At 68.8% G+C, this 20,529-nt stretch carries 13 protein-coding genes, 1 pseudogene and 1 riboswitch; of the genes and pseudogenes, 9 read left to right on the forward strand and 5 right to left on the reverse strand.

From position 1 onward, the window contains the following. Nucleotides 1–234: 234 nt before the first annotated feature. Nucleotides 235–948 (reverse strand): hypothetical protein, encoded by a 714-nt coding sequence (locus VGV60_16790; GenBank protein HEV8702930.1) that lies wholly within the window; start codon nt 946–948, stop codon nt 235–237. Between the two features lie 25 nt (nt 949–973). Then, the gene (locus VGV60_16795; GenBank protein ID HEV8702931.1) at nt 974–2,947 is read right to left on the reverse strand and encodes a S8 family peptidase; all 1,974 of its coding nucleotides are present in this window, start codon (nt 2,945–2,947) and stop codon (nt 974–976) included. A gap of 40 nt (nt 2,948–2,987) precedes the next feature. Continuing rightward, a riboswitch (cyclic di-GMP riboswitch) is annotated at nt 2,988–3,062 on the reverse strand. A gap of 400 nt (nt 3,063–3,462) precedes the next feature. Here VGV60_16795 and accD point away from each other — a divergent pair. From accD to VGV60_16840, 9 genes and pseudogenes are all read left to right on the forward strand, one after another. Continuing rightward, nucleotides 3,463–4,308: pseudogene (gene accD, locus VGV60_16800) on the forward strand (acetyl-CoA carboxylase, carboxyltransferase subunit beta). A gap of 217 nt (nt 4,309–4,525) precedes the next feature. Then, nucleotides 4,526–5,878, forward strand: a complete 1,353-nt coding sequence (locus VGV60_16805) for an MFS transporter (protein ID HEV8702932.1) — start codon at nt 4,526–4,528, stop codon at nt 5,876–5,878. 45 nt (nt 5,879–5,923) lie between these two features. Continuing rightward, nucleotides 5,924–7,249 carry a folylpolyglutamate synthase/dihydrofolate synthase family protein gene (locus VGV60_16810; protein ID HEV8702933.1) on the forward strand — a complete coding sequence of 442 codons (1,326 nt, stop codon included), beginning with the start codon at nt 5,924–5,926 and terminating at the stop codon, nt 7,247–7,249. 170 nt (nt 7,250–7,419) lie between these two features. After that, nucleotides 7,420–8,202, forward strand: a complete 783-nt coding sequence (locus tag VGV60_16815; GenBank protein HEV8702934.1) for a hypothetical protein — start codon at nt 7,420–7,422, stop codon at nt 8,200–8,202. Continuing rightward, a complete protein-coding gene (gene bshA / locus VGV60_16820) occupies nt 8,187–9,314 on the forward strand; it encodes an N-acetyl-alpha-D-glucosaminyl L-malate synthase BshA (protein ID HEV8702935.1) in 1,128 nt (375 codons plus the stop codon). Before VGV60_16815 ends, bshA begins: the two co-directional genes overlap by 16 nt. A 20-nt stretch (nt 9,315–9,334) precedes the next feature. Next, complete coding sequence (locus tag VGV60_16825) at nt 9,335–11,797, forward strand: PIG-L family deacetylase (GenBank protein HEV8702936.1); 2,463 nt, start codon at nt 9,335–9,337, stop codon at nt 11,795–11,797. A 118-nt stretch (nt 11,798–11,915) separates the two neighbouring features. Next, nucleotides 11,916–13,625: a sodium:solute symporter gene (locus VGV60_16830; protein HEV8702937.1), complete on the forward strand. Its 1,710-nt coding sequence runs from the start codon at nt 11,916–11,918 to the stop codon at nt 13,623–13,625. Between the two features lie 109 nt (nt 13,626–13,734). After that, nucleotides 13,735–14,349: a DinB family protein gene (locus tag VGV60_16835; protein HEV8702938.1), complete on the forward strand. Its 615-nt coding sequence runs from the start codon at nt 13,735–13,737 to the stop codon at nt 14,347–14,349. Between the two features lie 76 nt (nt 14,350–14,425). Continuing rightward, the gene (locus VGV60_16840) at nt 14,426–15,283 is read left to right on the forward strand and encodes a DUF2911 domain-containing protein (GenBank protein ID HEV8702939.1); all 858 of its coding nucleotides are present in this window, start codon (nt 14,426–14,428) and stop codon (nt 15,281–15,283) included. 8 nt (nt 15,284–15,291) lie between these two features. Here VGV60_16840 and arfB read toward each other — a convergent pair whose 3' ends face one another. The 3 genes from arfB to VGV60_16855 form a co-directional block, all read right to left on the reverse strand. Beyond that, entirely contained in the window at nt 15,292–15,723 is a 432-nt protein-coding gene (arfB, locus tag VGV60_16845; GenBank protein ID HEV8702940.1) for an alternative ribosome rescue aminoacyl-tRNA hydrolase ArfB, read from the reverse strand. Between the two features lie 35 nt (nt 15,724–15,758). Then, entirely contained in the window at nt 15,759–16,544 is a 786-nt protein-coding gene (locus VGV60_16850; GenBank protein HEV8702941.1) for an OmpA family protein, read from the reverse strand. Nucleotides 16,545–16,654: 110 nt separating this feature from the next. After that, on the reverse strand, nt 16,655–20,485 hold the full coding sequence (locus tag VGV60_16855; protein HEV8702942.1) for a S8 family serine peptidase: 3,831 nt from the start codon (nt 20,483–20,485) through the stop codon (nt 16,655–16,657). Nucleotides 20,486–20,529 lie beyond the last annotated feature (44 nt).

Raw genomic sequence — 20,529 nt, forward strand, 5'->3', positions numbered from 1 at the left:
ACGCCGCCTTGGGCATGTGCCTGCCCGGGAACTGAACACGTTTTTCCGGCGGAACGCCGGCGGCGTCGCAAGTGCGGCAGGTGCAGTGGTTGACGCTTCGGCCGGCTGTCCAGAACAGGGCATCCAGAGGCCATGTTGTGCAGATTCCGAGCAAAGAAAAGGGCCGGTCCCTCTGTCGCGACGGGACCGGCCGGTCGCAGGGTTCGCCTGCGAGTCAGCTCATGAACCTTTCGCCTACGGGGTCATGCCTCCTTTCGCCCGCACCAGCCGATCGAGGCAGGCACGGTACGTAAGATAGAGAATTCCGGGGAAGGGCAGAATCGCGAACGCCGAGACCACGCCCAGCTCACGGACGACCAGGAAGACGATCGCCGCCGCCATCGAGCCGGCGAGGTAGGCGGTGCCGGCCCAGGGGGACGAGTCCTGCCAGATGACCAGGAGGGACGCGTGCTCCTTCAGGGCGACGACACCGGAGACCAGGGCGGTGTTGAGCACATACTGCGCGAACGCCATCGCCGCGACCGGCACCAGGAGGTCCTCGGCCGAGAACCGCGAGCCCCAGACGCCGCCCTCGGGAAGCAGCCGCGTGAACACGCGCGCGGAGAGATTGACCGAGATCGCCATGCCGGCCGTGTTGAAGAGCCTCTTGTGCCAGGAGCCCTTCGTCCGGCTGGACGAAGCGAAGCCGTCCAGGGCGGCGGTCAAGGTCGCGTAGTCGCCGCCGAACACCATGACAGAAAGGAAGACAAAGGCATCCGAGAACGACACCCGGCAGGACGGCAGCGGCAGCTTCACCGACAACCTTCCGACCAGGACGGTCAGGATGGCGATTCCGAGCCACGCCAGGTCCTGGGCGCCGAAGCCGGCCTCGAGGATGTTGCGCACGCTGCCCGCCAGAATCGCCGTTCCGACCGCAGCCACTGCACCGATGTACAGGTTGCCCTTCATGTCATCTCTCCTGGGGACCATCGGGTTACCGGTCACTGGTGAGCCCCCAGATGAGACCGGCGTCCCTGATGCCCCAGATGAGACCGCTGTCGTATCCGCCGTACCCTTTGACACCCCAGATGAGGCTGGTCGAGCTGATGTCGAAGAAGTCGTTCGAGATCACCCGGTCGCCCCAGATGAGGCCCGAGGCGTACAGCCTCTCGGTCCAGATGAGCCCGCTGGCCGTAGGGGTGCCCGAGCCCCAGGTGACGTAGTTCCACTGTCCATTCCCGCCGAACACCACGTAGTCGCTGGCGAACAGGCCGTCGTAGTACGTGACGCCCATGCCCCACGCGTCGAGGCGGCTCGGCGTCCCCCAGATGAGCGACTGGGCATAGGCACCCTGCTGCGTGGTGAACATCGTCTCGCCACGCAGGCCGCCGAAGCCCCAGATGAGCCCCTGGCTCCAGGCGAAGGTCTCGCCGGCGATGGTCGTCTCAGCGCTCGGGAATCCGGAGACGCTCAGGCTCTGGCCGACAGGGAGCGCGTACGCATACTTGCTGATCGATCGCGCCAATCGCACCGCGCCGTCGACGTTCAGCATCCCGGCGCCCTGCTCGAAGAGATCCGGACCGTTCATGATCTGGGCGGAGTACATCAGGATCGCCTTGACCATGTTGGGCGTCAGCCCCGGGTTGGCCTGCAGCATCAGGGCGACGGCGCCCGAGACCACGCCGGTCGACATCGACGAGCCGCTCAGGGTCATGTAGCGGGCCTTGTTGCTGGCGCCTCCGGTGTCGACGTGCAGGACCGGATAGGTGCTGACGAGGTAGTTCTGATAGCGCTCCAGGGACACGAGGCGGCACCCCGGGGCGACCAGGTCGGGCTTCGCGAGAAAGTCGTAGGCGACCGCCCCGGTCAGCGGGTCGACCGAGTGCGACATCGTCGGGCCGCGCGAGGAGTAGGGCGCGATGGTGTCGTCCGACCGGACATCCGTGCCGAAGGAGTTGGTGGCGCCGACGGTGATCGCCGCGGGGGAGATGCCGGGGGACGTGATGCCGCCATAGACCTTGTTGCCGATCTGGTCCTTACCGAAGTTGCCGGCCGCCGCGACGACGACCATCCCGGCCTTCGTCGCCCGCGCCACCGCCTGGCAGAGGGGATCGTTGACGTAGGAGTCGATCGGCGGCGCCGCCAGCGACAGGTTGAGGACCCTGATGTTGTACAGGGTGCGGATCGAGATCGCCTGATCGATCGCCGCGACCACGCTGCTGACGTATCCCCGGCCCTTCTCATCGAGCACCTTGAAATTGATCAAGTTGGCGCCCGGCGCCATCCCGGCGAAGTCCCGGCCGGCGAAAAAGTAGGAGCTGCCGTCCCCCCCGATCGCCCCGGCGACGTGCGTCCCGTGGCCGAATGGGTCGTCCAGGCCTCCGCGGCCGGTGAAGTCCCACGAGAAGACGACGCGCCGCTTCCCCTTCGACTCGTCGCGCAGATCGAAGTGGTCGGCCTCGATCCCGGAGTCGAGGACCGCCACGGTGACTCCCGTGCCGTCCAGACCCTGGGGCAGCCCATCCACCGAGACGAGAATCTTGAAGGCCAGGTCGGCCCCCGTCGTCTTCTCCAGGTGACTGACGACGCTCGAGACCTCCCTGTCCGGAGAGATGTACTCCAACCCCTCGACTTCGGCCAATGCACCGATCGCCTCGAGGGGCATGTCGGCGACCATCTCATCGATGTTCCGGTAATGCCTCTGAGGCGTGCCCCCGAGCTCCTGGATGCGCTTGGTGACGTAGGCCACATCGGCCCCCTTCAGGGAGACGATCAGGCGCGTGCTGGAGGTCGGGGAGCCGTTCTTGATCTGCTCGGCCAGATCGGGGGCGATGCCGGCCTTGCCGCCCCGCGCCGCCTGGGCGGGAGCGAAACCGAATGCGACCAACAGGAGGACGGCGAGCGAGAGGGTGACGCCGCGGAAGTGCCCTTTCCTGCCGGCGGACAAGAACAGAGTCTCTCGCTTCATACGACCTCCTGGTTTTCGACGGGACCATGAGGTGCTTCCCGTCGGCAACCCGGCTGTCTCTGAGAGACCCGCGGCTTTCCGTCCCACCCTCGCGGGTGGTTTGGCCTGCACGACCGTTCGCCCGTACTAGAGCAACCGATGTGCCATGGGGTGGACGGAGGGAATCGGTCGGGGCCGGGGACGCGATTAAAGATCGCAAATACATGATGTTAGACGGTCGATGACCCGCCTCATGCGGGGCCGATCCGCCCGGTTGCCTGGGACTCTGCACCCCCGGCCGCCTGAGCAGATTCCAGACACGCCTCGGCCGGAAAGTCGACAGACCGAGGCATCTTCTACGATGTATATGTATTTGATTCAATAGGTTACGTTGTGTGTCCAGCCCACGTCAGAGATCGGGTCGACATGTCGGGCGCCTGTTCAGTGGAACGCGGTTCTTGACCAGGCGGATCGGGTAGGGCTATGATCTGCCGCACTTAGGGCCCTGACCCGCCCCTTCGAGGAAAGAGGATCGGATGGAAATAGCGTGGTTCAAGAAGATACGCAAGCCCAAGCAGCCGGTCGAACACAAGCGGATCCAGGTCCCCGAGGGGCTTTGGGTCAAGTGCAGCGGCTGCAAGGAAATCATCTATAAGAAGGAAGTCCTCAGAAACGCCAACGTCTGCCCCAAGTGCAAATACCACTTCCGAATCTCGGCCCGCGAGCGCCTGACCGCCCTGTTCGACGACGGACGGTACCAGGAGGTCGACACCGACATCTATTCGGTCGATCCGCTGAAATTCCGGGACATCAAGCCGTACCGGGACAGGCTGCGGGAGTACCGCGAGAAGACCGGCCTCAACGACGCCATCATCAATGCCCGGGGGACCATGGGCGGCGTCCCGGTCATGATGGCGGTCATGGAGTACGGCTTCATGGGTGGATCGATGGGCTCGGCGGTCGGCGAGAAGGTCACGCGGGCGATCGAGCGCGCCCTGGACGAGCGCATCCCCCTCGTGATCATCTGCTGCTCCGGAGGGGCGCGCATGCAGGAGGGGGTCCTCTCCCTCATGCAGATGGCCAAAATCTGCGCCGCCCTGGCAAGACTGCACGCGGCCGGCGTCCCTTTCATCTCGGTGCTCACCGATCCCACGACCGGCGGGGTGACCGCCTCGTTCGCCATGCTGGGGGACTTGAACCTCGCCGAGCCGAAGGCTCTCATCGGCTTCGCCGGACCCCGGGTGATCGAGCAGACCATCCGCGAGAAGCTCCCCGACGAGTTCCAGAGGTCCGAGTTCCTGGTCGAGCACGGCATGCTCGATTTCATCGTCGAGCGCCGCGAGATGCGCGACGTGCTCGTCCGCTGCCTGAAATTCCTGTACAACACCGAGGCCCTCGCCGCCACGAGCCCGTCGGCCGAGTCGTCCGCCGAGCGTTCGACCGGCTCCGGCGTCGGCAGCGACGCGGCCTCGACCGGCCAGGGGGGGGCCGCCTTCTCCCGGACGGGAAAGGCGCGCGAGCCGCTGCCGTTCCCCTCTCCCTTCGCCGCCCGAAGCAAGATCACGACCCCCTCCCCCGACATCACCTAGGCGCGTTCGGATGCGGGTCGCCGACCGGCTGGACCGCCTCCCCCTGGCAGGCTTCCACTACCGTCTGCTGCTCCTGAGCGGGCTGGGCTGGCTGTTCGATTCGATGGACGGCGGATTGATGTCGTTCGTCCTGGCGCGCCTGAAGACCGAGTGGCACCTGACACCGGATCAGATCGCCGCCCTCTCCAGCGCCGGCCTGGCCGGCATGTTCCTCGGCGGGGCGGTCGCCGGCTCGCTCGCCGACCGCTTCGGCCGCAAGGCGGTCTTCCAGACGACCCTGATCATCTTCAGCGTCGCCACCGGCCTGTGCGCCCTGGCGAAGGGGTTCGGATCGCTCCTGCTCCTGCGCTTCCTGGTCGGGTTCGGCCTGGGAGGGGAGCTGCCGGTGGCCGCCGCCCTGGTCAGCGAGTTCGCCCCGGCCCGCCACCGCGGCCGGCTGGTCGTCCTCCTCGAGTCGTTCTGGGCGTTCGGCTGGGCGGCGGCCGCGATCATCGCCGAGCTCCTGGCGCGGCAGGCGGAGGCGGCGGGTCGCGGCTTTCCGTGGCGCACCGCCTTCCTGATCGGGGCGCTGCCGGCCCTGTACGTGTTCGTCCTGCGGCGCTCCCTGCCCGAATCGCCGCGCTATCTGGCGGCGCACGGCCGGATCTCCGAGGCCGAGTCGACCCTGCGCTCCATCGAGCGGCAGAGCGGCATCGAGCCCGGCGCGCCGCTCGTCGAGGACGGCGCCATGGGGTCCGGACGCCGGGCGCGCCTGCGCGATCTGTTCGGCCCCGGGGTCGCCCGCCGCACCGCCATGCTCTGGATCCTCTGGTTCGCGATGGCGTACTCCTACTACGGCATCTTCACCTGGCTGCCGACCCTCATCGCCGGCAGGGGGTTTCCTCTGGTCCAGTCGTTCCAGTTCACCCTGATCATCACGCTGGCGCAGATTCCCGGATACTTTGCCGCCGCGTTTCTCGTCGAGAAGGTCGGCCGCAAGGCGACCCTGGTCCCTTTCATGCTGCTGTGCGCCCTCTCTTCGTATGCCTTCGGCGGCGCGCAATCTCCGAACGACCTCGTCCTCTGGGGATCCCTGGTGTCGTTCTTCAACCTGGGGGCCTGGGGCGTGACCTACGGGTACACCCCCGAGCTCTACCCGACCTGGCTCCGCGGCACGGGGACCGGGTCCGCCGCCGCCTTCGGCCGGATCGGCGGCGTCGTGGCGCCGCTCGTCGTCGGCAAGCTGATGGGGACGTGGGGCGGCGGCTTCACCGCGGTGTTCGTGATGTTCGCCGCCGTCCTGGTCATGGGCTCGATCGGCGTCGTCGCGCTCGGCGAAGAGACCCGCGGCCGCACGCTCGAGGAAATCTCCCGCGGCCTGTGAGCCGGCCCGATACTCGGGCAGGCTCCTGGCGTATCCTTCCCCGCCATGACCCTTGAGGAGGCGCTCGCCTATCTCGAGTCCCTGGAGGTGCTCGGCATCCGGCCGGGCCTGGACCGGATCACCGCCCTCCTGGACCGCCTCGGCCGCCCCCAGGACGACTTCCCCTCCGTCCTGATCGCGGGCACGAACGGCAAGGGCTCGGTCGCCGCCTGCCTGGCGTCGATCCTGCGCCAGTCCGGGCTCGCGCCCGGCGTCTACACCTCTCCCCACCTGGTCCGCTTCGCCGAGCGCATCGTGGCCGAGGACAGGCCGATTGCCGACGAGGAGGTGGCGGCGCTCGTCCCGGAGGTGCGCGCCGCGATTGCCGCCGTGCCCCTCCTGGTGGCCGATCCGCCGACCTACTTCGAAGCGACGACCGCCCTGGCATGTCTCCACTTCAGCCGGCGCAAGGTGCCGATCGCGGTCCTCGAGGTCGGCATGGGTGGCCGGTTCGATGCGACCAACGTCGTGCGGCCGCTGGCCTGCGCCATCACGCGCGTCGCCATGGATCACATGCAATGGCTCGGAGACACCCTCTCCGAAATCGCCTACCAGAAGGCCGGTATCCTGAAACCCGGCGTCCCGGCCGTCGTGTCGGAGCAGCAGCAGCCGGCCCTCGAGGTCATCCGCGGCGAGGCGGCCCGCCTCGGGGCGCCCCTCACGCTGGCCTCCGCCTGCGAGACCAAGCCGGCCGGGTCGCGGGCGGAGGAGGGCGGTGGCGGATCCGGACCCTGCCCCGATCCGCCGGTCTTCTCGCTCACGACCCCTTCGGGGGGCCACTACCCCGATCTCGCCCTGTCCCTGCGCGGCGCGCACCAGGTGGAGAACGCCGTCGTCGCCGTCCTCCTCGCCGAACGGCTCGCGGCCGGAGGGGTCCGAGGCATCGATGGGCGCTCGATCGCCGAGGGCCTCCGCCTGGCCGTCTGGCCCGGCCGCCTCGAGATCGTCTCCGGCCGCCCCGAGCTCCTGCTCGACGGCGCCCACAATCCCGCCGGCTGCGCCGCGCTCGCCGCCTACCTGAAGGACCACCAGCGCCACAGGAGCACCGTCCTTCTTTTCGCGTCGATGAAGGACAAGCCGGCAGGCAGCATGCTCGATCTCCTCTGCCCGCTGGCGCGCAAGGTGATCGTCACGCGCGTGCCCGTCCCCCGCGGAGAGACGCCCGAAGCCCTGGGCCGCCTCGCCCTGGACCGCCACCCGGACGTGGCCCGGGCGGATTCCGTCGGCGAGGCCCTGGGCCTCGCCCGCGACGCCGCCGGCCCGGACGGGCTCGTCGTCATCAGCGGCTCCCTCTACCTGGTCGGGGAGATCAAGAAGACCCTGCGGGGCTGAAACGGCCCTCGATTCCTCGCCGGCGGGCGGCGCGCCCGGGTGGCGCGCCCGGGTAGTCAGGCGGGAAGAGGGATGATACCCTTCCGGCTTCTCATCTCGAGAGGGGGCAGGGCGGGTGGCTCGCGGACCCGGCGGCCGCGGCGAGCCTCCCAGGAGCCTGTCCGAGTTTCATGAGCGACCCGGTCATCTGTTTCGGCCAGCAGCCCTGCGGGTTTTTCCCGAAGCGGTTCTTCCACGCGAAGCTCCTGACCGCCCGCCGGTTGCAGCAGCGGATCGGAGGGCGGATCGTCTATTTCTGCCATGACAGCGACCACGACTATCGCGAAACCACGACCCCGCTGCGGGACCTGAAGACGGGCGATCTGAAGCGGCTCAATTTCGATCACGTGGGAAAGCTCCAGAAGAAGTACTCGCCGCTGTACGCCAAGAGGATCCAGGGGGACTGGCAGGAGAAGACGGCCCGCGTCCTTCCGTGCTTCGTCCCGCCCGCCGTGGTGGGGATCTTCCTCGCCGTCCGGGCGGACACGGTGGCCGATTTCTGCCTCGGCATGTATCGGGGGCTCAAGCTCCTCGACGGCGTGGACGTCGTCCGCTCGGGCGATCCCTTCGTGCGGGTGAAGGCGATCGAGGTGGCCGATTTCTACGTCGATGTCGACTACGAGGGGGAGCTGGTCCGGGCCCGCTGCCAGGCGGGGCGCCTCACCCTCCACCGCGGCGGCGACGAGTACCTGGAGCTTCCCTGGAGCGAGCCCCGGAAGGCGAGCATCAGCCCGGCGCGCGACACGCGGCTCCGCTGGATGCAGTCGGTCGTCCGTTGCACCCACTATGTCGCCGGAGCGAGCGAGATGCAGTACCTGAACCGCTCCGAGACGCCGGAGATCGAGTTCGTGGAGCGCGATGCCATCGAGAACTCCCACGAATCGCTGGTCGACTACCCGTGGACCGCCCATTGAACATCGCGATGATCTGCTATCCGTCGGTGGGGGGCAGCGGCATCCTGGCCTCGCAGCTGGGAGAGCAGCTGGCCCGCCGCGGCCACCAGGTGCACTTCGTCAGCTACGAAAGGCCGTTCCGGCTCGACGCCTCGCTGGCCAATGTCTTCTTCCACCCGGTCGGGGTCAACGAGTACGACCTGTTCAAGTATCCCGATTACACCCTGCCTCTCTCCGTCAAGCTGGCGGAGGTCAGCCGGCGCTACGATCTCGACCTCCTGCACGCCCACTACGCCGTGCCGCACGCCGTCGCCGCCTGCCTGGCCCGCGACATGCTGGGACGCGACCGGCCGAGGCTGATCACGACGCTGCACGGCACCGACACGACGCTCATCGGCAAGGACCCGAATTTTCAGCCGGTGATTCGGCACGCCATCGAGAAGTCCTCGGGCGTCACCGCCGTCTCCCGGTTCCTCCGGGACGAAACGAAGCGCACCTTCGGCGTCACCCGGGAGATTCGCGTCATCCACAATTTCTTCGCCCCCGTCCCCCCGGCGCGCACGCGCCGTCAGGTGCGCGACGAGCTGGGGATCCAGGACGAGTTCCTCGCGATCCACATGTCCAATCTGCGGTCCGGGAAGCGGATCGACGATCTGCTCCGGGTCGTCGCCTCGTCGCGGCACGGCGACCGGCTGAGACTTCTGATCCTGGCGGGGGGCGACTTCGCGCCCTATCGGATGCGGCTGGCGGAGCTTGGCATCGAGTCCCGGGTCATCGTGAGGACCGCCGTGACGGACGTCGAGAACTACCTGAACGCCGCCGACCTGGGCCTCTACACCTCGGAGCACGAGAGCTTCGGCCTGAGCATCCTGGAGAGCATGTTCCATGGCCACCCGGTCCTCGCCACGCGCGCCGGCGGCGTGCCGGAGGTCCTGGTCGACGGCCAGACCGGGTTCCTGCTGGATGCGGGGGACGTCGGGGCTTTCGTGGACAAGCTGGACGCGATCGTGGAGACCCCGGAGAGGTATCGCGACCTGGGGGAAAGGGGCCGGCAGAGGGCCCAGGATCTCTTCTCCGCCGATCGAATCGTCGGCGAATACCTGGACTACTATCAAGAGGTGCTCGAATCGTGAGACACGTCCCGAGGTGCGCGATGGCGATCCTCCTTGCAGGGGCCGGAACGGGCTTTGTTTCCGCCCAGGCTCCGCAGCGGCCCGACGCGGCCGAGATCCAGCTGGCTCTGAAGAAGCTGCGGGTCCTGGCCAGCGTGCTCTACGTCGGCGCCCACCCGGACGACGAGAACAACGAGCTGATCGGCTTCCTGGCCAAGGGACGGCTGGCCGACACGGCGTACCTGTCGATGACCCGGGGGGACGGCGGCCAGAACCTGATCGGTCCGGAGATCGGCGAGCGGCTCGGGATCATCCGATCCCAGGAGCTCCTGGCGGCCCGGCGGATCGACGGGGGACGCCAGTTCTTCACGCGGGCGATCGATTTCGGCTTCTCCAAGAACCCGGAGGAGACCCTGCGGATCTGGAACCGGAACGAGGTCCTCGCCGACACGGTCCGCGTCTTCCGGCTGTTCCAGCCCGACGTCGTGATCACCCGGTTCCCTTCGACGGCCCGCCCGACCCACGGGCATCACACCGCGTCCGCCCTTCTCGCCCGTGAGGCGTTCGCGGCGGCGGGCGACCCGAAGCGGTTTCCGGATCAGGTCAAGGCGATCGGTCTCTGGAAGCCCAGGCGGATCTTCTGGAACACCTCGCCATGGTTCTACGACCGGAAGGAGGATTTCAAGGAGGAGGGGCTGCTGAAGCTCGACGTGGGAGAGTTCAACCCCCTCCTCGGGCTGTCCTTCTCCGAGCTCGCCGCCCGGAGCCGGAGCATGCACCAGAGCCAGGGGTTCGGGTCGAGCGGGACCCGTGGGGAGTCCCTCGAATACCTCGAGGTCCTGGACGGAGAGAAGGCCGGCACCGACCTGTTCGACGGGATCGACACCACCTGGGGCCGGATCGCGGGAGGAGCCGCGGTCGGCGAGATCCTGGATCGGGCCTACCAGACTTTCAATCCCGAGAGCCCGTCCCTGAGCGTGCCCCTGCTCCTCGAAGCGCGCGAGAAGCTTCGCGCCCTGCCGGCCGGCCGCTGGAAGAGCGTCAAGCAGGCCGACCTGGACCGGGCGATCGTCGCCTGCCTGGGTGTCTATCTCGAGGCGGCCTCCGCGACCTCCGCGGCGGTGCCGGGAGAGACGATCAAGCTCAACCTGGAAGCGGCCAACCCTTCGCCGCACCGCGTGCGGCTGAAGCGGGTCGCGTTTCCCGGCACCGGGACCGACGAGCCCCTGGACCAGGGCCTCAGCGGCCGCGAGGGGCTCGGCAAGGAGATGGAGATCACGCTTCCCGCGGGCGTGACCGACTCGCAGCCCTACTGGCTGCGGGAGAAGGGGGGGGCGGGCCTGTTCCGGGTGGACGACCCGGCCCTCATCGGTCTTCCGGAAAACCCGCCGCCCGTGACGGCGGTCTTCGGCCTCGAGGTGAACGGGTCGCCGTTCTCCGTGGAGCGGCCGGTCGTCTACAAGTGGACCGATCCGGTCCGCGGGGAGCTGTACCGTCCGTTCGAAGTGATCCCGGAGGTGGCGGTCGATCTCCCCGACCACGTCTTCGTCTTCCCGGGCCCCGAATCCCGGGAGGTCTCGGTCCAGGTGCGCGCCGGCCGCGCCGGTGTCGAAGGGGCGCTGCGCCTGGAGGTCCCCGGCGGCTGGCAGGCCTCCCCGCCGTCCCGGGAATTCCGTCTCGGGGAGAAAGGGGCCGAGGCCACCCTGAAGTTCGAAGTCCGCCCCCCGGCCTCCGCTTCCACGGGGGCCCTGAGGGCCGTGGCCGAATCGGGAGGCAAGCGGTTCGACCGCGGGCTCGTCCACATCGAGCACTCGCACATACCGCCCCAGGTCCTCCTGCCCCCGGCCGAGGGGCGGCTGGTCCGCCTTGATCTGCAGAGAAAGGGGCAGACGATAGGCTACGTGCAGGGGGCCGGCGATCAGATCCCGGCCGGGCTCCGGCAGATCGGCTACACGGTGGTCGAGCTGCGGGAGGACGAACTCGTTCCGGAACGCCTGCGGGGATTCGATGCGGTCATCCTCGGAGTGCGGGCCTACAACACGGTCGAGGGGATCAAGCTCCACCAGCCGGCCCTGTTCGACTACGCCAAGGCGGGGGGCAGGCTGATCATTCAGTACAACACCGGCCACGAGCTCAAGGTCGAGGCGGTCGCGCCCTATCCGCTCACGATCTCGCGCGACCGGGTCACCGAGGAGAACGCCGAGGTCCGCTTCCTCCTTTCGAAGCACCCGGTGCTCAACCAGCCCAATCGGATCACCCCGGCCGATTTCGAGGGGTGGGTGCAGGAGCGCGGCCTGTATTTCGCCAACAAATGGGACCCGCACTTCCAGGCGATCCTCTCCAGCAACGACGCCGGAGAACCGCCGCGGGACGGCGGGCTGCTGGTCGCGCCGTACGGCGACGGCTTCGTCGTCTACACCGGCTACTCCTGGTTCCGGCAGATCCCGGCCGGCGTGCCGGGGGCGTACCGGATCTTCGTCAACCTGATCTCGCTGGGCCGGTAAGCCGGATGACCGAGGACCGTCCGCCCTTCTTCCGGACCTGGACGGGCGTCTACGCCCTGGTCCTGGGGTTCCTGGGCTTCCTGATCCTGGCGTTCTACCTCTTCACCCGACACTACCGGTGAGCCCGCTCGATTTCGTCGTGCTGTTCGGCACGCTCCTGGCCATCGCGGGCTACGGGATCTGGAGGACGCGCGGCAGCCGCGACCTGGAAGGGTATTTCCGGGGCGATCACACGATGAAATGGGGGACCATCGGCCTGTCGGTGATGGCGACCCAGGCCAGCGCCATCACCTTCCTCTCGACCCCCGGGCTCGCGTACGAGCAGGGAATGGCGTTCGTCCAGAACTACCTCGGCCTGCCGATCGCGCTGGTGATCGTCTCGGCGCTGTTCATCCCGATGTACTACCGCCTGCGGGTCTACACCGCCTACGAATACCTGGAGCGGCGGTTCGACCTGAAGACCCGCCAGCTGGGGGCCTTCCTGTTCCTGATCCAGCGGGGGCTTTCCGCCGGGATCACCATCTACGCCCCGTCGATCATCGTGTCGACCCTGCTCGGCTGGAGCCTCGATTTCACCATCCTCCTCGTCGGAATCCTGGCGGTGGCCTACACCGTCTCGGGCGGGACGCGCGCGGTCAGCCTCACGCAGAAATACCAGCTGGCGGTCATCTGGGCGGGGATGTTCACGGCCTTCGCTCTCATCGTCCGGGAGGTCACGGGCCGGATCTCCTTTCCCCAGGCGCTGGCGCTGGCCGGAAAGATGGGGAGGCTCGAAGTCATCAATCCCTCGTTCGATTTCAGCACGCGCTACACCCTCTGGTCCGGAATGCTCGGCGGGCTGTTCCTGGCGCTGTCCTATTTCGGCACCGATCAGTCGCAGGTGCAGCGCTACCTGACCGGCAGGTCGGTGACCGAGAGCCGGCTCGGACTGATGTTCAACGCCGTCGTCAAGGTGCCGATGCAGTTCTTCATCCTGTTCGTCGGCGTGATGGTGTTCCTGTTCTACCAGTTCGAGGAGCCGCCCATGCTGTTCAAGCAGTCGGCCGTGCGGGCGGTCCAGGAGTCGGCCCGCGCGCCTGAGCTGCAGCGCCTCGAGACCCGCTACTCCGCCGCCTTCCGGGAGAAGCGGGACGGGGTGAACGACCTGGCCGCCGCCCTGCGGGGGGACGACGAGGAGGCCATCGCCGCCGCCCGGGATCGGGTCCGCGCCCTGCAGGCGCAGGCGGAGGCGATCCGGACGGAGGCCAAGAAGCTCGTGGTCGCGGTGGATCCGCGCATGGAGGTGAAGGACTCCGACTACGTCTTCCTGACCTTCATCCTGAACCACCTGCCGCGGGGGGTGATCGGCCTCCTCATCGCGGTCATCTTCAGCGCGGCGATGTCGTCCATCGCCTCGGAGCTGAACGCCCTCGGCTCGACCAGCTCCGTCGATCTCTACCGGAGGCTGATCCGGCCGCGGGAGAGCGAGCGCCACTACGTGATCGCCTCCCGCGTGCTGACGGCATTCTGGGGCGTGGCGGTCATCGCCTTCGCCCTGTTCGCCTACATGGTCGAGAACCTGATCGAGGCGGTGAACATCCTGGGATCGCTGTTCTACGGCACGATCCTGGGGATCTTCCTGACCGCCTTCCTCGTGAAGCGGGTGGGGGGCCATGCCGTGTTCCTGGCGGCGCTTCTGGCCGAAGGGACGGTCATCGCCCTCTTCTTCACCACCGACATCGGCTACCTCTGGTACAACCTGATCGGCTGCGGCCTGGTCCTGGTTCTGGGCCTGGTGCTGCAGGCGGCCCTGCCGGGAGGCGGGCCGGTCCTGAAGAACCCCGTCTGAAGAACCCGGTTGCCAGCGGGCCCGGACCGGGGCTAGGATCACAGCCCCCAGCCAGGGAATCGACCAAAGGGCCAGGGCCGCCTGAGGCCTCATGGCCCGAGGAGGACCGATGAGAAGCTCGAAGCTCGCGTTGCCTGCCACGATCGTCGGCCTCGCCCTGGCGGCGGCGTTCCTGCTGCCGGCCACGGCGGAGGCGAAGAAGAAGGCCGCGCCGAAGTCCGATTTCACGAGCGACGTGATCGCCAACCTCACCCGCGTCGGGAAGCAGCTCGTCACCCTGGCCGAAGCGACGCCGGCGGACAAGTTCTCGTGGCGCCCGACCGACGAGGTACGCCGGGTCAGCGAGGTCTACATGCACGTGGCGGGCGCCAACGACGTGATCCCTGTCCTGCTGGGGGCGGCCCCCCCGAAGGGCGTGACGATTCCGGAGAAGCCTTTCGACCTGTCCCCGAGGCTGGAGGCCGAGGTCACCTCCAAGGATGAGGTCATCGCCCGGCTGCGGGAGTCCTTCGACTACGCCGTGGCCGCGCTCAAGTCGATCCCGCCGGCGGACCTCGACACGGAGAGCCAGGCGTTCGGCTTCCCGGCCAGCAAACGCGCCTATGTCCTGATCCTGTTGAGTCACGCCCACGAGCACCTGGGGCAGTCGATCGCCTATGCCCGGAGCATCGGCGTCGTACCGCCGTGGAGCGTGCCGAAGGAGGCCGGGTCCGGAGGAGACTAGGCGGACGGCCGGACGTCCGCGCGGACAGTCGACACGATTCCCCATCACTCCCACTGACTTTTCGAGGAGGCCCTTCATGAAGAAAGCCCTGTTGTGCACCACCATCGCCGCGCTTCTGGTGTCGAGCGCGTCCGCCGAGCTGAAGCTGCCGCGCGTGAGCCAGAAGGCCTCGGTGACCCAGACGGTCGGTCTGACCGACGTCACCGTCCAGTACTGCCGCCCCGGGGTGAAGGGACGGGTCATCTGGGGCGAGCTCGTCCCCTACGACAAGGTCTGGAGGACCGGCGCGAACGAGGCCACCACCTTCTCGTTCAGCAAGCCGGTCAAGATCAACGGCCAGGCGCTCCCGGCCGGGATCTACTCCTTCCACACCATTCCCGGCAAGTCGGCCTGGACGCTCATCTTCAACAAGAAGGCGGAGCAGTGGGGCAGCTACGACTACGACGCCTCCATGGACGCCCTGCGCATCCAGGTCACGCCCGTGACGGGCCCGCATCAGGAGTGGATGGCATTCTCGTTCTCTGACGTCGCGAGCGATCGCGCCACGGTCGAGCTCGCCTGGGAGAAGCTGCGGATCCCCTTCAAGATCGAGGCCGACACCAACAACCAGGCGATGGCCAGCATCCGGGAGGCCCTGGCGGGGGACGTGAAAGACTGGGAAGACCCCTACAGCGCCGCCAGCTACGCCTTCAACGCCAACCTCGACAACCGCGCCGAGGCCATGAAATGGATCGACCAGTCGGTCGCCCTGAAGGAGACCTACTGGAACCTCCGCCTGAAGGCCACCATGCTCGACAAGGACGGCAAGAGGAAGGAGGCGATCGCCCTCGCCGAGAAGGCGGTGGCGATCGGCAAGGAGGCCAAGGACGAGCCGGGCGAGATCGCCAAGACCGAACAACAGATCGCCGACTGGAAGGCCGGCGCCGGTCGCTGAGAAGCGGACTAGTCGGCGTCGTCCGGCCGACGCCGCTGGCTCTTGATCGCCGAACGGGTCCGCTTCTCGCGCAGGCGCCGCTCCGTGCTTCCCCGGCCGGGCCGGGTCGGCCGGCGCGGAGCCGGGGCGTCGGCGACCTGCGCCAGCATGGCGGCCAGCTTGTCGATGCAGTCCTCGACGTTGCGCCGCTGATCCCGCGTCCGCTGGCTGGCGAGGACCAGGTCGCCGTCGCGCGTGATGCGGCGGGCGAAGCGGCGCAGGAAGCGCTCGCGCACGTCGGCGGGCACGCCCTGCGAGGCGGAGACCGCGAAGCGCAGGACCGCCTTGCTGTTGACCTTGTTGACATTCTGGCCGCCGGCGCCGGCGCTGCGCGCGAACTGGAAGCGCAGCTCGTCGGGCTCCACCCTGATCCGATCGCCGACGCGCAGCGTGCGAAGCATCAGGCCTCCGGCGCGCGCTCGCCCGTCCGCGCGGCCTACTCCTCGACGACGACCGGCCGCAGCCGGATCTCGATGCGGCGGTTCTTGGCCCGCCCTTCCGGCGTGTCGTTCGAGGCGGCGGGCTGGATCTCCCCCATCGACGCCGCGAGCATGCGCGTGGCGGGCAGTCCCGATTCCACGAACAGCCGGACGACGCTCGCGGCGCGCGCCCCCGCCAGCTCCCAGTTGGTCGGATAGCGGCTGACGAGCCCCGCGCCGATCGGCTTGTTGTCGGTGTGGCCGGTGACCACGACCTGGTAGCTCGTCTGCTTCAGCTGCTCCGCCACCCTCTGCAGGACCTCCTTGCCGCTCTTGTCGAGCGCCGCCGAGCCGGAGGCGAACAGGATCTCCTGCGCCACGTTGACGCTCAATCCGTCGCGCAGCTGCTGCACCTGAATCTGGCCGGCCTCCAGCTCCTTCTTCAGGCTCCCGAGAAGACCGTCGTAGGTGGACTTGAGCTTCCGGGCGTCCTCCTCATGCTGCTGCAGCTGCGAGCCGAGGGTCTTTTCCTGATCCTCGAGCTGGGCCAGCCGCGCCTCGAGGGCCGCCTTCTCGGCGGCCAGGGCGCTCTTCTCCTGAGCAAGGGCCTCCCCCTTCTGGTTGGCCGCGCTCACGTCTCCCTGCAGGGCCTGGTTGCGCGCGGACAGGGCGTCGCGCTCCTGCTGGAGTGACTTGTACTTGCCGCTCGACACGCACCCGGCCGAAAGCGCAAGCACCGTCACGACGATCGCCACGGCCGCCGGGCGAGCGAGACAGCGCACAGACACGCATGGCTTGAGCATGATTCGATCCTCCCTGGAGTGATCCGGCGAGCGACCCGGTCCGCAAGCGCGGCCAGACGCGCGGTCAGTTTATTCGAGCCTGCACGCCGGGACAAGACCGGCGCACACCTTCACGGGCAGCCGTTGCTCGCGACGTGCTGCGTGATCGCGGGACAGGCGAGAGACGCGCCGGCGTAATTCTTCTCGGCTCCGGAGAGGTCGCGGCCCCAGCTGCCGTCGGTCGCCCCCCCGTCCGTCGCCGCGACCAGGAACCAGGACCCGGACGGCATCGGGACGGTCGCCGAGCCGGTCGGCGGCAGACTGCACGCCCCCCCGGTGAACCGGGAGAAATCGCCAAGGCTTCCGTGGTAGACATTGACCGCCGTGGCCGGACACCTCGTCGCGTCCCAGGTCAAAACGATGTCGTTCCCGCTCGTCGCGACGCGCAGCGGCAGTCCGGGCACCGCGCTTCCGTCGGGAATCGGCGGCGGCCCCGCGGGGACCGTCGCGCAGGCCCCCGGCGCCATGGTCTTGCTGACCACCACGTCGTCGACCCACCAGCCGCCGGAGGGATACAGGTAGTCCCCGGAGAGGTGGAACCGGATCTTCACGTCGCCGCCGGCCCAGTTCGAGAGCGACGCCGTGTAGGTCGAATAGGCGGTCCGGACGCCGCTGAAGTACGTGTCGATGTCGGCCGTGGTCGGACAGTCGTTGAGCGGGAATTCCACCACGGCCGGGTAGGTGGGGCTCAGCGGAACGCGCGTCCAGGAGCCGAATGCAGGGCCGGTGGCGATCTCCACCTGCCCCATGGATCCCTCCGCCCCGAATATGCCGGACGGGTCGTACTCGAGATCGTGGCGGGTGGCGAACGTCAGGAGTGGACCCTCTCCCGGATCGGCGAGGGTCAGCGCGGGGCTCGTCAGATCGGCGCAGGCCCCGGCGTAGCTCGAGGCGGTGTAGACCTTCGGGCCGAGGTTCCCTCCGCTCAGTGCGCTCGTCCAAGGGGCCGCGGGAAGGAATTTCGCGGTCCCCGTGTCCCCCGCGTCGTCTCGGAAGCTGCCGAGCGCCCTGGGACCGTCGGGGGAGGCGCTCGCTTCCACGACGTTCGCATCCTCGTTCCCCCCGCGGCACGGGCCGCCGTGGCCGCCGGTCGAGTCCTCGGCCCGGACGACGTAGTGGTAGGTGGCGTCCTGCACGAGGGCAGCCGCGTCGGTGTAGGCGGTGCCGATCACACAGCGCGCGATGCGGCTGGCCGGGCCCGGGCTGAAACCCGGAGTAGTGCTTCGGTAGACGTTGTACCGGACGTCGGATCCGCAATAGGGGACCGCCCGGTCCCAGGCTAGCTCGATCGCGCACGTCGCGAGCCCGGCGCTCGACGCGCTCTTCACCCCCCTGAACTCGCTCGCCAGCACGCAGTCCCCCTGCGCGGTGATCGAGGCGCACGTCGACCTGGCCGATTCGCAGGCGGACGACGCGTCCGATGCGGCGGCCACCCGGTAGCTGTACGTGACGCCGCCGGAGACGGTCGTGTCGAGGAACGAGGTCCCCGTCACCCCGGCCGCCACGGCGATCCAGGGCCCTCCCGGGCACGCGCCGAAGCTCCTGTAGACGTTGTACGCCAGGGCGCCGGGAACGGCCGCCCAGGAGATCCGGACCTGCCGGTCGGCCGGCGTGTCGAGGACCGGCGCCGGGGGCGCGGCCGGCGCCGGACAATCCGTCAGGGCTCCGCGCACCAGAAGCGCGAACGGCTGGGGTCCCCACGGCACGTCCACCCCCCTGACGCGCACGATCCACCTCCCCGCCGCCGGAGCGTCGAACACGAGACGCTCCTCCACGTTGCGATCGTCGTGCGGGGCGGCAGCGTCCGCCGTCTGCGCCGGCAATCCCGTGCCGGGATCGATCGTCTGGAACCAGACCCTGCCATCCGGATCGACGACCTCCAGACGCAGCTCGTTCACCCGCGCGCTCTGCGCGTTCAAGGCGGCGGGAAAGTCGGTCCAGACGAGCGTGACGCGCAGCGCTGTCCCGACGGCGACGTCGTAGGCGTGAACGACCTGGCTCCCCGTGACCAAACCTTCGCGAAAATCGTCCACCCGCAGGCCGAAGGGGCTCCCGGCGAATGCGAGGGTCGAAGCCAGAAGGACCCGCCCGTAGCCGGAGTCGAAGTCGGCCGCCGGGGCCCCCGCACCCGGCGCGACCGCCCCGTCGATGAGCGTGGCCTTGAGCAGGGCGCCCGTGGGGGTGAAGCCCCGCGCCGGATCGCGGCTTCCCGATGCGTAGAACCCGCCTGTGTAGTACTCCCGCGCCAGGGCCGCCAGGCCCGCCGCCGTCGGCGCCGCCATGGACGTTCCGTTGAGAGAGCATGTGCCGCAGTTGTTGCTCGTGGGGTCGGCGTCGGAGGCGGCCGAGATCGTCTCCTCCCCCTGGGCCGCCACCGTGGGCTTCAGCCGGCCGTCGAACACCGGTCCCGGGCTCGAGAACGTCGAAGGGGCCGTCGCGTTCGTCCCATGCCCGACCGAACCGACCGCCACGGGGCTCTTGGCGATGGCCGGGGTGCCGACCGCAATCGGCGCGGGGCAGAACTCTCCGGCGTTCCCGGCCGCCAGGACCAGGAGCAGGTTCGGGTAGGTCCACATCGCCAGGTCGGCGTCCCGCGCGAAGGAGTCGTACGGCATCGTGCAGCCGGGGATGCAGGAGCCGAAGATGTCGTGGCAGGCCCCGGCCCACGAGTCGGAGTGGATCGACGCGCCGCTCCGATAAGCCACGTCGGCCAGGTTCCAGAGCGTGCCGCCGCGATCGTTGAGATACTCGAGGCCGTCCCCCATCTCCTGGATCACCAGCTTGGCGCCGGGGGCCTGCCCGTCGCCGCCGTTGCGGCCGGGGGACGCGAAGGAGGCGCAATCGGCGTAGGCGGACGTGTCTCCCGCGATCGACCCGGAGGTATGCGTGCCATGACCGCTGCCGCCGAAGATCGGCGGACAGGTGTCGTCGTCCCCCGTCGGCGTCCCCGACCAGTTGTAATACAGGATGTCCTTGCGCCGGCCCGGGGCCGGCGTTCCCGCCGGGCAGGGGGCCAGCGCGCAGGTGGAGAAGGGGGGCGGTCCGTTGACCGCATCGCGGAAGTAGCAGAGGTCATAGTCCTGTCCCGTGTCCGCGATCCCCACCACCTGGCCGCAGCCGAAGATCCCCCGGTCGAAGACCGGCGTCTGTTGCGGCGAGGGACCGACGAACGACTGGTGGACCCAGACGGCATCCTGATTCGTGGCGCGGAACGGCCGGACCTGCTCGACCGCTTCGACCTCCGGCAGGGCCGCCAGCCGCGACAGGATCGCCGCGATCCGGTCCGGCGGCACGGTGGCCACGACCCGCCAGGCGCCGTCCTTTCCGGATGGTCGCGCGAGCGGGGCCAGGTCCGAGAGCGCCTCGATCGCCCGCCCCGCCGGCTCTCCTTCGGCCAGGATGACCCGCAGTTTCGTGTCCCCCCCGGGGCGGCCCGCCCGCGCGGACAGTTGCGGCTCGACTTTCAGGTGGGGCGGCAGGGCGCCGAGCCAGGCGATGAACGGCAGCCCCCGCACCCTGTCCTCGGCTTCAGGCGAAAGCCGGAGGCGGTAGCCGTGAACCGGTAGATAGTCGATCAGCTCCGCCCCGGCCACTTCCAGCAGCCGGCGCGCCTCGGCGTCCAGCGCCGCGCGGGTTATCGCGACCAGGTACCGCCGGCCGCGTGGGCTTCTATCCTCGGGAGTCGCGCGGAACCACCCCGGCGCGGCCGGCTCCCCCGCCAGGGGACGAAAGACCCCGCCCGCAAGGCGCAGCTCGAGGAATGCATGCTGCGCGGCCGGGCTTGCCGGTGTGCCGGTGGCAGCCGGCGAGTCGGCCCCATGCGCAGAATCGAGCAGGGCGATTCCACCCGCGGTGGCGACAAACAGAAGCGTGGCCGAGACGACGGTCGATCGTGGCGCCATGTGGTGCCATCGAGGATAGCACCGGATGATTTCCTGACTCAACA

This window comes from Candidatus Polarisedimenticolia bacterium (genome assembly GCA_036001465.1).
Lineage (GTDB): Bacteria > Acidobacteriota > Polarisedimenticolia > Gp22-AA2 > Gp22-AA2 > Gp22-AA3.